This is a genomic window from Achromobacter sp. (assembly GCF_057314935.1).
This window is the reverse complement of the sequence record NZ_DBHKZA010000006.1, coordinates 24,964-37,308: the sequence shown is the minus strand read 5'-3', so window position 1 is coordinate 37,308 and position 12,345 is coordinate 24,964. Positions and strand designations below refer to the sequence as shown.

The window sequence follows — 12,345 nt, the reverse complement described above, 5'->3', positions numbered from 1 at the left end:
TGCAAGGAGGTCTACAACATCCAGGTGCAGGCCTTGGTGCAGCGCCTGTCGGCCAGCAAGATGGCCAAGGTCGTCATCGGCATTTCCGGCGGGCTGGACTCCACCCACGCGCTGCTGGTCTGCGCCCAGGCCATGGATACGCTGGGCCTGCCGCGTTCGAACATCCTGGCCGTCACCATGCCGGGCTTTGCCACCAGCACCCGCACGTTGCAGCAGGCGCGCCGCTTGATGGCGGTGGTGGGTTGCACGGCGTCCGAGATCGACATCCGCCCCAGCTGCCTGCAGATGTTGAAGGACCTGGGCCATCCCTATGCAGAAGGCAAGCCGGTCTACGACATCACGTTCGAAAACGTGCAGGCGGGCGAGCGCACCAATCACCTGTTCCGGATCGCGAACTTCAGCGGCGCCATCGTCATCGGCACGGGCGACCTGAGCGAGCTTGCACTAGGCTGGTGCACGTATGGCGTGGGCGACCACATGTCGCACTACAGCGTCAACGCCAGCGTGCCCAAGACGCTGATCACGCACCTGGTGCGCTGGGTGGCCGAATCGGGCCGGCTGGGCGAGGAGGGCGCCGCGGTGCTGCTGGACGTGCTGGGCACGGACGTCAGCCCCGAATTGGTGCCTGGCGGCGCCGACGACAAGCCGGTCCAGAAAAGCGAAGACGCCATCGGCCCCTACGAACTGCAGGATTTCAACCTGTACTACACGCTGCGCTACGGTTTCGCGCCGACTAAGGTGGCCTTCCTGGCGCTGGCGGCCTGGCGCGACCGCGAGGCCGGCGCCTGGCCCGACGCCGGTCATGTGGCGCGCAACCAGTACGATCTGGCCGCCATCAAGCGCAATCTGAAGATCTTCCTGGACCGGTTCTTCCGCACAAGCCAGTTCAAGCGCACGTGCGTGCCGAACGCGCCGAAGGTCGGGTCGGGCGGTTCGCTGTCGCCGCGCGGCGATTGGCGCGCGCCCAGCGATTCCGAATCGGTGGTGTGGATGCGCGACGCCGAACGCATTCCGGACGCCGCGCCCGACGCCTGATACGGGTTCTCCCGCTACTGCGCCGCGATGCCGGTGGTATTCTCTTATTCATTGCGCCTTGCCTGCCGCGACGGCATGGCAAGGCGCCGCAACAGATCAAAAACCCAGGACGACCAACGTGAAACAAGTCACCGCCATCATCAAACCCTTCAAGCTCGACGAAGTCCGCGAAGCGCTGGCCGAAGTCGGCGTTAGCGGCTTGACCGTGACCGAAGTCAAGGGTTTCGGCCGCCAGAAAGGCCATACCGAGCTTTATCGCGGTGCGGAATACGTCGTGGACTTCCTGCCCAAGATCCGTGTTGAAGTCGTGCTGCCCGACGATCAGGTCGATGCGGCCATTGAAGCCGTGGTCAAGGCCGCGCGCACCGGCAAGATCGGCGACGGCAAGATCTTCGTCAGCCCGGTCGAGCAAGCCATCCGCATTCGCACCGGCGAAAGCGACGAAGAGGCGCTGTGAGCCTTACCTGTACTGCCTTGCGGTGAGCGGCGGCGGTTCCTCCGCCCGCGCTCATCCGCAACGCTGCGGCACCTTGCGCAGGCTTTCCGTATATCCCAGCGCCGCCACGCGGTCCGCCAGCTTCGCATACGCCGTGTCGCTCAGGCACGGCACGCGGGCCATGATCCACACATAGTCGCGCTTGGACCTGCCGATGATGGTGGTCTGGTAGGCGTCATCCAGGTAGGCGATGACGTATTCCGCTTCGATCGGCCAGAAAAACTGCATGCCCCAGACGGCGTTGCCCGTGCCCGGCCGCACCGTCGCCACGGGATGCATGGTGTCCTCCTTGGCGTCGAAGCTGCCTTTGCGGTAGCGGAAGTCGGTCTGGATCCTGCCGTCCGGCAATAGCCGGTAGCTTTCCACCGCGTCATAGGCGTTGCGCTCGGGCCAGCTGGGAATATGCGCGATCACGTACCAATCGCCCATGAAGCGGGACAGGTCGACGTGCTCCACCGGCGGCATGGGCGCGGGCGCGGCGCACCCCGTCAACACGCCGACGACGCCGGCACATACCGCGCGCAACAGGGCGGGCCTCATGATGGACGCGTGAAGCGGTAGTGGCCCACGCCCCATTGTTGTCCCTCGTCATAGCCGAAGAGCTCCGCGCACGCCATCCAGAACATGCGCCAGCGCTGGTTCCACAGGCCGGCCTGCGGACCGTAGGCAGAGGTCAGCACGGCCCTGGCCTGTTCGCGGCGGGCGTCCTGGTTGGCCAGCCAGTGGTTGGCCGTGCGCGCGTAGTGCGTGCCGTTGAGAAACCATTTTGCTTCCAGCTGCAGATCCCGCTGGAAGTGCAGCAGCGTATCGGCCGCAGGCATGATGCCGCCCGTGAAGAAATGCCGTCCCATCCAGTTGCCGGCGCCGCCGGTTTCGAACGGATAGGCCCGTTCGCGGTGGGCGAAGATGTGCACGAACAGCTTGGCGCCGGGACGCAGCCATTGGCCGATGCGCGCCATCAGGTCCTGATAGTTGCGCATGTGTTCGAACATCTCGACCGACACGCAGCGGTCGTAGGCGGCATGCGGCAGCGACAGCACGTTCACGTCGCAGGTAATGACCTGCACATGGCGCCAGCCGCGTTCGCGGCAGCGCGCCTCGATGTGCTGGCGCTGGGTCGCCGAGTTCGAGACCGCGGTGATGCGGGCGTTGGGGAAGTGTTCGGCCATCCACAGCGTCAGCGACCCCCAGCCGCAGCCCAGTTCCAGGATGTGCTGGCCGTCGGCGAGTTCCGCGCGTTCGCCATACAGGCGCAGCATGGCCGCCTCGGCCGCATCCAGCGTCTCGGCCCCCGTCGGGTAATAGCAGCTGGAATATTTCATGCGCGCGCCCAGGCAAAGCTGGAAGAACGCGGTGGGCAGTTCGTAGTGCTGCGTATTGGCGGCGTCGGTATGGATCGCCACCGCGCTCGCGCGCAGGCTGGCGATCAGCTGCTGGTCGCGCGCCGTCCAGGCATCGATGCCGCCGGCGTATTCCTCGGCCAGGCGTTCGGCGCACAGGCGGCGTATTCCCAGGCGCAGCAGCGCGTCGGGCACCAGGCCGCGTTCGGCCAGGCCAAGCAGGCCGGGAGCGGGGCGGTCAACGGCGAGTGGAGTGTCGTGCAGGGTCGCGGTCGTCATGGCGTGCCTCGTCAGGATTTGGGGAACCACGGAAAGAAAGCCGACGTGCGGCGTTGGTACTCGCGGTAGTCGTCGCCGCGTGTGCGCAAGGCCTGCTGCTCGGTGAAGGGGATGCCGCTGATCCAGCGCAGGAACACGTACATCAGCACGGGCCCCAGCCAGGACAGCCAGGCGAGGGGCGAGCCCCAGGCCAGCGCCACATAGCCGAACCAATGGCACCATTCGAAGAAATAGTTGGGATGCCGCGAATAGCGCCACAGGCCATCGCGGCAAGTCTGGCCGTGGTGCGCGGGGTTGTCGCGGAAGCGATCCAGTTGACGATCCGCGACCACCTCGCCGGTCAGCGCCGCCAACCAGACGGCAAGACCCAGCGCGACGGGCAGGCCTTGCGCCGGGCTGGCGCCAACCGCCAGGAACGGCAAGCTGAAGAGCATCACCAGGCCGGCCTGGAACATGAACAGGCCGAAGAATTTGCCTTGATGGCCATGCCAGCGCTCGCGCAGCGCGCGGTATCGTCCATCTTCCGCCTGCCGCACGCGACGCCACAGATGCGAGGCCAGCCGCAGGGACCACACGCCGGCCATCACGGCCAGGCATGCCCGGGGCACCCAGGCCCCTTGCCCGGTGGCCGCGACCAGCAACGCGCTGCCGCCCATGCCCAACGCCCAGACCACGTCGACGATGCCTGCATTGGCATGACGACGTTGCCAGTGCCAGGCCAGCGCCATGGCGGCAATCATGAAGACCGCGATGCTCAGCCATTGGTGAAAAGGGCTCATGCTGCCTCCCGTGTCCAGCGCTGCGCGCGGGTGGCGAGGACAGGCAGGATGCATCCCCATCCGACCGCCAACGCTGCGGTGGCGCGCCACGCGGGCGCGTCGAAGTGCACCGCCTGCCAACCGCGGGCGGCGGCCCAATACGCCATGGGCCCGCCGACCGCGCCGAACACGCAGGCCAGCCAGGGGTGCTGGCGCAGATAGGCCAGCGAGTGATTCAGCGTGAGGGCGAAACACGCCCACAGCGCCAGGATCCAGAGCGGCGCCGGCCAGGCGTCGGCGGCGTAGACCGACCAGCCCAGCCAGGACAGGCTTCCATCAAGCAGGCTGCCGCACAGCAGCGCGGCGACCGCCAGCTTTACGTCGGCGCGCCGCTGGTTCGAGCAGGCCAGGTGGCCGGTGATGAACGCCAGTGCCGTCGCCACGCCCGGCCAGGCCAGCCCGCGGCCGGCGCCGATGACGGCGCAGAACCAGACCAGTTGATACCCGAGCAGGTTGGCCCAGAAGCGCATCACACGTCCCCATGAACCCAGCGTTCGCCGGTGCTGCGGGCGCCGGGACGGGTCAGCAGCAGATGCGAGACGCCGATCGAACGTTCGCGGAAACCTCCCTCGCAGTACGCCAGATAGAACTCCCACAGCCGGCAGAAGCGGGCGTCGAACCCCTGCGCCTTGACTTCGGGCAGATGCGCCAGGAAACGTTCGCGCCACGCCTGCAGGGTGCGCGCATACGACAGGCCGAAATCTTCCAGGTGTACCAGGGCCAGGTCGCAGGCGCGGGTCTTGGCGCGCAGCATGGCCTCGATGGACGGAATGAAGCTGCCGGGAAAGATATGACGCTTGATGAAGTCCACCGACGCCAGCGCCTGCTGGTAACGGTGGTCTTCGATGGTGATGGCCTGGATCAGCGCCCGGCCTTGCGGGTTGAGCAGGCTGGCGACCTTGCGGAAATACGTCTCGAGATACGGGGCGCCGATGGCCTCGATCATTTCGATGGAGACCACCTTGTCGTACTGGCCTTGCAGATCCCGGTAGTCCTGCAGCACGACGCTGACGCGGTCACCCAGGCCGGCGGCGGCGACGCGCGCGGCGGCCAGGTCATGCTGTTCGCGCGAGATGGTGGCGGTCGTGACGTGGCAACCGTAGTGGCGCGCGGCATGGATGGCGAATCCGCCCCAGCCGCTGCCGATTTCCACCACACGGTCGCCAGGCCGCAACTCGAGCTTGCGGCAGAGGGTGTCCAGCTTGCGTCGCGACGCGTCTTCCAGCGTGTCGTCCGCATCCGCCCACAACGCCGATGAATACATCAGGTCCGGCGACAGGAACAACGAGAAGAAATCATTGCCCAGGTCGTAGTGGGCGGCGATGTTGCGGCGGCTGCCCTCAGGGGTATTGCGGTTGCCGGCATGCCAGCGCTTGAGCGCCCAGCCGGCCAGCCGGGCCAGTCCGGATTCCATGCCGTCCAGCGTGTCGCGGTTGCGCACCAGCAGCTGCACCAGGGCGACCAGGTCGTCGCAGGTCCACATCCCGTCGCCGAACGCCTCGCCGGCCCCGACACTGCCTTGCGTGGCGACGAGCCGGTAGAAGCCCATGTCCCTGACGGTCAGGCGCACGAGCGCCGCGCCGTTGCCCAGCGTCGCGCTGCCCAGGCTGTCTTCGATTGCCAGCCGGCCGCCGGTCAACGGCGAGAGGGCCGCCAGCAGGCGCTTGCGCAGCAGGCGGTCCAGCGCACTGACGGGGCGGCCGGCCGAGACGGCGGCGTGTTCGGATGGCGTCATGGCTTTCATTGCGGTTCTCCGTTGGGCGTGCGGGGATGGTCGTGGACGGGGTTGCCCTTGAGCCAGAGGCGCAGGGCTTGCCAGTGGATGCCGCCAATCACTTGCAGCGTCATCAGCGGAAATCGCCACAGCAGGCGCGCCAATGCCGCGCCGTCCAGCTCGCGGCGCTGCAGGGTCAGGTGGGCGTCGAATTGCGCCTGATCTTGCCGGCTGACGCGCATGTGGACCCGCAGATCCTCGCCCGGGGGGCTGAAGCGCCAGTCATAGGCGCAGTTCATCGGCATGAAGGGCGAGACGTGGAAGCGCTTGTCGAAACGCCAGATCAGGGACTCGCCGTGCCGTTCGGCGGTATCGGTCGGCAGCACGATAGCGTGGCGCTGCTTCCAGGGGGTGTTGGTGATCTCGGCCAGAATGGCGGCCAAGGTCACGCCGTCGGCTTCGTAACAGTAGTAGAAGCTGACCGGGTTGAAGACATAGCCCGCATAGCGCGGATGCGCCAGCAGCCGGATCGGCCCGTCGGGCGCGTCACGCATCGCGGCGCGCAGGCGCGCGCGGACCGCCTGCGCCAGCGGCAGGCCTGAGGCGCCGTCCAGATAATCGCTGCGCCGCCATTCGGCCAGGTTGCGCCGATTGGCCGACCACAGCCAGCGGTGCTGGAAGACCTGATCGATCTCGTCCAGATCCAGATACAGCTGCGCCATCCGGTAGCTGAAGCCGTGCGGGTGCGGCACGTGGCGCCTGTGCGTCACGCGGCCTTCATAGAGGGCGCTTTGGGGGATCATGCCGCCGCCCGGGACAACGGCGCAGCGCGCGACTGGATGCCGCGCACCACATCCAGGGCGCTGGCCACGCCGTCTTCATGAAACCCCCAGCCCCAGTACGCGCCTGCATACCAAGTGTGGCGATGCCCGGAGACCTCCGCGCGGCGCGTTTGCGCAGCCACCGAGTCCAAGGTGTAGACCGGATGGTGGTAGCGCATGCGGGCCAGCACCTGCGCGGGGTCGATGGCCTCGCTGCGATTGAGCGTCACGATGAATGGCAGGCGCGAGGACAAGCCCTGCAGCAGGTTCATGCAGTAGCTGACGGAGCATGGCGCGGACGGATCCGCCGGTACGTAGGCGTTCCATGCGGCCCAGGCCTTGCGCCGCTGTGGCAGAAGGCGGGCGTCGGTGTGCAGGACCACATCGTTGTCCTGGTAGGGAATCGCACCCAGCACCTGGCGTTCGGCAGGCGTCGGGTCCGCCAGCAGCTTGAGGGCCTGATCGCTGTGGCAGGCGAAGACCACTTCGTCGTAATGCGGCTGGCCGTCGCGCGAGGCGACCACCACGCCACAGGCCTGGCGCATGACCTGGTGCACCGGGCAGTTCCGGCGCTCGGTCACGTTCCACCGTTCGCGCAGGGCACGGATATAGCGGTTGGATCCGCCTTGCACGACACGCCATTCGGGTCGTTCGCTGACCTGCAGCATCTGGTGGTTGGCCATGAACTGCACCAGATAGCGGGCGGGGAAGTCCAGGATGCGCGCCGCTGGCGACGACCACAGCGCAGACGCCATCGGGATCAGGTGATCGGTCCGGAATGCGCTGCCATAGCGGTGCCGGGCAAGGTAGTCGCCCAGCGTCGGGCCGGGATCGTCAGTGGCCAGCAACGCGGGCGACTCGCGGTAAAAGCGCAGCAGGTCGCGCACCATGCCCAGAAAGCGCGGCGACAGCAGGTTGCCGCGCTGGCAGAACAAGGTGTCGAGCGAGGTCGCGTTGTATTCCAGACCCCCCGCCTGCTTGTGCACCGAGAAGCTCATGGTGGTGGGCTGCGACGGGACGCCAAGCTCGTCCAGCAAGGCCGTGAAATGCGGATAGTTGGCCGGGTTGTGGACGATGAAGCCGCTGTCTACGGCATAGCGCCGGCCATCCTGTTCCACCTGATGGGTATGGGTATGGCCCCCCAGATAATCGTTGGCCTCGTAGAGCGTCACGTCGTGGTCGCGGCCCAGTTTCCAGGCGCAGACCAACCCCGAGATGCCGGACCCGATGATGGCGATGCGCATGGTCATTCCTTGGCGCGCGCCAGCACCCAGGCCGGCACGGGTTTCAGGTCCCAGATCAGGCCTGCGGCCGCCAGCAGGCGCAGGCCATACCAGGTGATGTCGATCTCCCGGGCACGGAAGCCCTGGCGGGCTGATCCGGGATAGAAATGGTGGTTGTTGTGCCAGCCTTCGCCAAAGGTCAGCAGCGCCAGCCAGGCGTTGTTGCGGCTGTCGTCCAAGGTGTCGTAGCGGCGCTTGCCGTAGCGGTGCGCCAGCGAATTGATGGTGACCGTGGCATGGAACAGCGCGACCGTCGAGATGAAAAAGCCCCACACCAGCATCTGCGGGCCGCTGGTGCCGAGCCCGGGCGCCAGGCGTTCCAGCACCGCGCCCAGCGCATAGCAGGCGAGCGCCAGCGCGACGGGCACGGCCGCATCGAAGCGGTCCAGCCAGCGCAGTTCGGCGTAGCGGCGCAGGTCCGGAACACGCGCCATGTCGGTGGCGAAGGCGCGCGGCGTCAGGAACCAGCCCATGTGGCTCCACCAGAAGCCATGGCGGGCGGGCGAATGCAGATCCTGTCCGTCGTCGGCGTGGCGGTGATGGTGGCGGTGGTGCGCCGCCCACCACAAGGGGCCGCGCTGGGCGCACGAGGCGCCCAGCACGGCAAAGGCCAATTGCATGCCGCGCGAGGTGCGGAAGGTGCGGTGCGAGAAATAGCGGTGGTAGAAGCCGGTCAGGGCGAACATGCGCACGGCGTACAGCATTGCCGCCATGGCCAGGGCCACCGGCGAGACGCCCGTCCACAGCGCGCCCAGGCAACCCGCGTGCAGCAGCGCGAAGGGCAGCGCCCGCGCCCAGTCGATCCGGTTGGGGTCGCCGTCGGGCGCACCGTCGGCCTGGGTGTCTACCCAACGGCGTATCGAGGCGGTCCAGCCAGTGAATTCGGGGCGCATCATCATGTCCTGTTCGAGACGTGCAGGGATATACGGGTGTGGACGCGTCTCGGATGCATTGGTGAAAACCCTAGTCGCAGCCACCGGTATGCGCTTGCGGCGATAGCGACGGCGCGTGGGGCCCGGCCACGAACGCGCTGAAGTCGTCCAGCACCGGCGCGCGCCAACGCAGCGGCCGCGCCAAGGCGCCGACCAGCAGCTTGTGGCCCAATCCCGGGTATTCGACCAGGCGCGCGCAGGCGCCGGCTGCGTGCAACGCCCGCGCCAGGCTGGCGCTGTTGCGCTGCGGGTCGACCGTGGTGTCGGCGGCGCCGGTCAGCAGCAGGCCCGGGGGCGCGGCGGCGCTGACGTGCCGGATGGGCTGCGAATCCACGGGCGTATCGGGAAACAGGAAGACCGGTCGCACGTCGCGCGCGACGATGGGCAGGAAGTCGTAAAGGCCCGCCAGCCCGATCCAGCCGGCCAGCGTGCCGGGGGTGGTGCCGGCTCCCTGCAGCCAGCGCGGGTCCAGCGCCAGCATCGCGGCGATATAGCCGCCCGCGCTGTGCCCGGCTACGAAGACCCGGCCAGGGTCGCCGCCGTAGCTGCCGATATGCTGTTGCGTCCAGGCCACGACCTGGGCGGCGTCTTGCAGGAAGGCCGGGTAGCGGGCTTCAGGGTAAAGGCGGTAATCGGCGATGACGGCGACGATGCCGCGCGAGGCCAGCGCATCGCCCGCGAACCGGTAGTCGGCCCGGTCGCCGCTGCGCCAGCTGCCGCCGTAGAAGAACACCACCACCGGCGCGCGGTCCGCGTCGGGGGGCGCATAGATGTCCAGGCGCTGGCGTGGCAGCGGGCCGTAGGCGACGCCGGGTGTAGCCCGGCTGGCGGCGTCGGGCACGGCGCCGTTCAGCAGCGTCAGCGGGGAACAGGCGGCCAGCAAGGCCGGCACGGCCAGCACCAGGCCGGCGACCAGCAAGATCTCGAGCAGGCCGCGAGGGCCGGCGCCTGTCCAGAAAGGCATGGGATGCTCCGCAATGGGGACACCCCTCTATACGGGCCGGAACCCGCGCTGGATGCAGGTCAGATCTTCAGCACGTCGCCGCTCATGATGACCGGGCCTGTCGGCGCGCCGGTCGGCGACCCGCCCGGCGGCTCAAGGGTGATGGCCAACTGCTGGACCCCATCCAGGCCCTGGGCGCGCCGCAGCGCGGTCTGGCCTTCGGGAGACACCAGGCCGACCGATTGCGGCGCCTGGCCGGGAGGAATGACCCAAAGCTCCAGGGCCTTGTCGCCGGCGCGTGTCGCCAGGTTCTGCAGCGCGTGGACGTGCAGGCCGCCGGCTTCGTCGGCGCGCACCACCAGCATGGCTTGCGCTTCGGGGCTTTGCAGCACGGCCATGAGTTGCGCCCGGGCGGCGCGGTCGACCTGCGTGGGATAGACGATGACGCCTGCCATCAGCAAGGCAGCCAGCGCGCCGCTGGCCACGCGCCAGAACGCCAGGCCCCGCCACCACGGGGCGGCGCCGGGACGCAAGCGGGATTCGATGGCGCGCCAGACGCGCCGGGGCGGCGTCTTGGGCGGCAGCGACCAAAGCAGGGGATAGATGTCGCCTTCCCACTCGCGCACCTGCCGTCGCAGGTTGGCATCGGCGGCCATCAGTCCTTCGAAGCGGCGGCGCGCGCCGCCGCGCATGGCGCCGGCGACATAGTCGGCCGCCAGCCGGGCGCGCAATTGCGGATCGCGGTAGTTCATGACAGGCACCTCTTGAGCCGTTCCATGCCGCGGCGCACCCAGCTTTTGATGGTGCCCAGGGGCGTCTGCAGGCGCCCGGCGATCTCGCTGTGGCTCAGGTCATCGAAGAAAGACAGCGCGATGGCCGCGCGCTGCGGACCCTCGAGTTGCTTCAGGCAGTCGGCCAGGCGCCGGGCATCCTGATCGGTCTGCAGGCGTTCGAATGGGCCCGGCGCGTCGTCCGCCCACGCCAGCGTCAATTCGCCGTCGGCGTCGGGACGCTCCAGGTCCGGCCTGCGCAGCAGGTCGATGCAACGGTTGCGCACGATGCGCGTCATCCAGGTCATGACTTGGCTCTGCTCGGAAGAATAGCGGGCGGCGTTGCGCCAGATATTGATGAAGCTGTCCTGGAGGACCTCCTCCGCCCAGTCGCTTCGTCGCAATATACGTACGGCGAGCGCAAACAGATGCGGGGACGTCTGGCGGTAGAGTTCGGCCAACGCGGATTCCTGGCCGCGCGCGCAATCCTGTATGAGGGCCTGCAGACGAATCGGGTCGGGCATGGCGAATATCCGGGGTCACATGGCGTGCGGTCGCGGAACGCGACGGAGTCGGGGCAGCGGCATAACGAACGGCCAAGCCATGGCGCAATATTACAGAAAGGCGCGGGATTGTCCTTGGATGCGGCCGCATCCCCCCCCGGGGGGATCGCGCGTCAGCGGATCAGCTGATTCATTTCCAGGATCGGCATCATCACCGCCAGCACGATCAGCAGCACGAAGCCGCCCATCAGCAGGATCAGTGCCGGCTCCAGCAAGCCCGTCATCGCCATCGCGCGCCGTTCCAGGTCGCGCGACAGGTTCTGCGCGCCGCGGTCCAACAGCTCGGGCAGGCGGCCGGTCTTCTCGCCGCTGGCGATCAGATGCACCAGCAGTGACGGAAAGACCTTCTGCGCGCCCAGCGACGCCGACAGCGCCGCGCCTTCGCGCACGCGCTCGGCCGCTTCGTCCACCGCCTGGCGCAGCACGTCGTTGCTCAAGGTGCGCCGGGCGGCGTCCAACGCGGTCAACAGCGCCACGCCGCTGCCGCAAAGGATTGCCAGCGTGGACGCGAAGCGCGCCGCATTCACGCCCAGCACGAAGCGTCCTGCCAGCGGCAGCCGCAGCACGCGAGCGTGCCAGGCCCGGCGCGCCGCCGGCGCCCGCAAGGTATAGCGCCACAAGGCGATCAGCAGCACCAGCGCAACGCCTGTCACCATGCCCCATTCGCGCACATAGTCGGACAGGGCCAGCATCACGCGGGTCAGCATCGGCAACTGCTGCTTGGCGTGATTGAAGGCGGACACCACCTGCGGCACCACGTAGCCCAGCAGGAAGATGACGATGATGACCGATACGCTGGCCACCACGGCCGGGTAGATGAACGCGGTCATCACTTTGCTGCGCAGGGTGTTGCGCTCTTCGATGTAGTCCGCCAGCTTTTCCATTACCTGAGCCAGGTCGCCGGACTCTTCGCCCGCGCCGATCAGCGCGCGGTAGATCTCGGGAAAGTCGCGGGGGCGCGCGGCCAAGGCGGTGGACAGCCGGTGGCCGGCGCGCACGTCGTCGCGCACGCTGCCCAAGGTGGCGGCGATGTGCTTCTTTTCGGCTTGCTCCAGCGTGGCCGACAGTGCGGCGTCCAACGGCAGCCGCGCGGCAAGCAGGCTGGCCAACTGGCGCGTCAACCAGGCCAGGTCGGCATCCGACAAGCGGGTGCGCAGGCTGGCGCCCAACCCCTCCGCCCGTGCTGCCAACGCGGTAGACAAGGGCAACAATCCGCGGCCGCGCAACTGGTTGCGGGCACCCCGCTCGGAGTCGGCATCAATCGTGCCGCGCACGATTTTGCCCAGCGCGTCGGTCGCTTCGTAACGGAAGGAAGGCATGGTTGAGGCAAGGGGCCGCACGCAAATGCGAA

14 protein-coding genes are annotated in these 12,345 nt (G+C 68.0%); 2 read left to right on the top strand and 12 right to left on the bottom strand.

The window, feature by feature from the left end; translation table 11 throughout:
- Together ACO6D5_RS03610 and ACO6D5_RS03605 are read left to right on the top strand one after the other, a co-directional pair.
- On the top strand, window positions 1–1,035 hold a 1,035-nt coding region (locus ACO6D5_RS03610), incomplete at its 5' end, for an NAD(+) synthase (RefSeq protein ID WP_485824615.1).
- Window positions 1,036–1,153: 118 nt separating this feature from the next.
- Window positions 1,154–1,492, top strand: coding sequence for a P-II family nitrogen regulator (locus ACO6D5_RS03605; RefSeq protein ID WP_006227347.1), 339 nt, complete (start codon window positions 1,154–1,156; stop codon window positions 1,490–1,492).
- 51 nt (window positions 1,493–1,543) lie between these two features.
- Here the strand turns inward: ACO6D5_RS03605 and ACO6D5_RS03600 are convergent, their stop codons facing one another.
- The 12 genes from ACO6D5_RS03600 to gspF all read right to left on the bottom strand — a co-directional run bounded on the left by ACO6D5_RS03600 (window position 1,544) and on the right by gspF (window position 12,313).
- Window positions 1,544–2,071 (bottom strand): lipocalin family protein, encoded by a 528-nt coding sequence (locus ACO6D5_RS03600; RefSeq protein ID WP_485824614.1) that lies wholly within the window; start codon window positions 2,069–2,071, stop codon window positions 1,544–1,546.
- Window positions 2,068–3,150, bottom strand: coding sequence for an SAM-dependent methyltransferase (locus tag ACO6D5_RS03595; RefSeq protein WP_485824613.1), 1,083 nt, complete (start codon window positions 3,148–3,150; stop codon window positions 2,068–2,070). Before ACO6D5_RS03595 ends, ACO6D5_RS03600 begins: the two co-directional genes overlap by 4 nt.
- An 11-nt stretch (window positions 3,151–3,161) precedes the next feature.
- Window positions 3,162–3,929 (bottom strand): DUF1295 domain-containing protein, encoded by a 768-nt coding sequence (locus tag ACO6D5_RS03590; protein ID WP_315846000.1) that lies wholly within the window; start codon window positions 3,927–3,929, stop codon window positions 3,162–3,164.
- Window positions 3,926–4,438 carry a DUF2878 domain-containing protein gene (locus ACO6D5_RS03585; RefSeq protein ID WP_315846001.1) on the bottom strand — a complete coding sequence of 171 codons (513 nt, stop codon included), beginning with the start codon at window positions 4,436–4,438 and terminating at the stop codon, window positions 3,926–3,928. The genes ACO6D5_RS03590 and ACO6D5_RS03585 overlap by 4 nt, the downstream gene beginning before the upstream one ends.
- Window positions 4,438–5,712 carry a cyclopropane-fatty-acyl-phospholipid synthase family protein gene (locus ACO6D5_RS03580; protein WP_315846002.1) on the bottom strand — a complete coding sequence of 425 codons (1,275 nt, stop codon included), beginning with the start codon at window positions 5,710–5,712 and terminating at the stop codon, window positions 4,438–4,440. Before ACO6D5_RS03580 ends, ACO6D5_RS03585 begins: the two co-directional genes overlap by 1 nt.
- Window positions 5,709–6,485 carry a DUF1365 family protein gene (locus ACO6D5_RS03575; RefSeq protein WP_315846003.1) on the bottom strand — a complete coding sequence of 259 codons (777 nt, stop codon included), beginning with the start codon at window positions 6,483–6,485 and terminating at the stop codon, window positions 5,709–5,711. Before ACO6D5_RS03575 ends, ACO6D5_RS03580 begins: the two co-directional genes overlap by 4 nt.
- Window positions 6,482–7,747 (bottom strand): NAD(P)/FAD-dependent oxidoreductase, encoded by a 1,266-nt coding sequence (locus ACO6D5_RS03570; RefSeq protein ID WP_485824612.1) that lies wholly within the window; start codon window positions 7,745–7,747, stop codon window positions 6,482–6,484. Before ACO6D5_RS03570 ends, ACO6D5_RS03575 begins: the two co-directional genes overlap by 4 nt.
- Window positions 7,748–7,749: 2 nt before the next feature.
- Window positions 7,750–8,685 carry an acyl-CoA desaturase gene (locus ACO6D5_RS03565; protein ID WP_485824611.1) on the bottom strand — a complete coding sequence of 312 codons (936 nt, stop codon included), beginning with the start codon at window positions 8,683–8,685 and terminating at the stop codon, window positions 7,750–7,752.
- Between the two features lie 64 nt (window positions 8,686–8,749).
- Window positions 8,750–9,682 (bottom strand): alpha/beta hydrolase, encoded by a 933-nt coding sequence (locus ACO6D5_RS03560; protein WP_485824610.1) that lies wholly within the window; start codon window positions 9,680–9,682, stop codon window positions 8,750–8,752.
- A gap of 59 nt (window positions 9,683–9,741) precedes the next feature.
- Window positions 9,742–10,413, bottom strand: a complete 672-nt coding sequence (locus tag ACO6D5_RS03555; RefSeq protein ID WP_485824609.1) for an anti-sigma factor — start codon at window positions 10,411–10,413, stop codon at window positions 9,742–9,744.
- A complete protein-coding gene (locus ACO6D5_RS03550; protein WP_315846009.1) occupies window positions 10,410–10,955 on the bottom strand; it encodes an RNA polymerase sigma factor in 546 nt (181 codons plus the stop codon). Before ACO6D5_RS03550 ends, ACO6D5_RS03555 begins: the two co-directional genes overlap by 4 nt.
- Window positions 10,956–11,107: 152 nt before the next feature.
- Window positions 11,108–12,313, bottom strand: coding sequence for a type II secretion system inner membrane protein GspF (gspF, locus tag ACO6D5_RS03545; protein WP_485824608.1), 1,206 nt, complete (start codon window positions 12,311–12,313; stop codon window positions 11,108–11,110).
- Window positions 12,314–12,345: the final 32 nt, after the last annotated feature.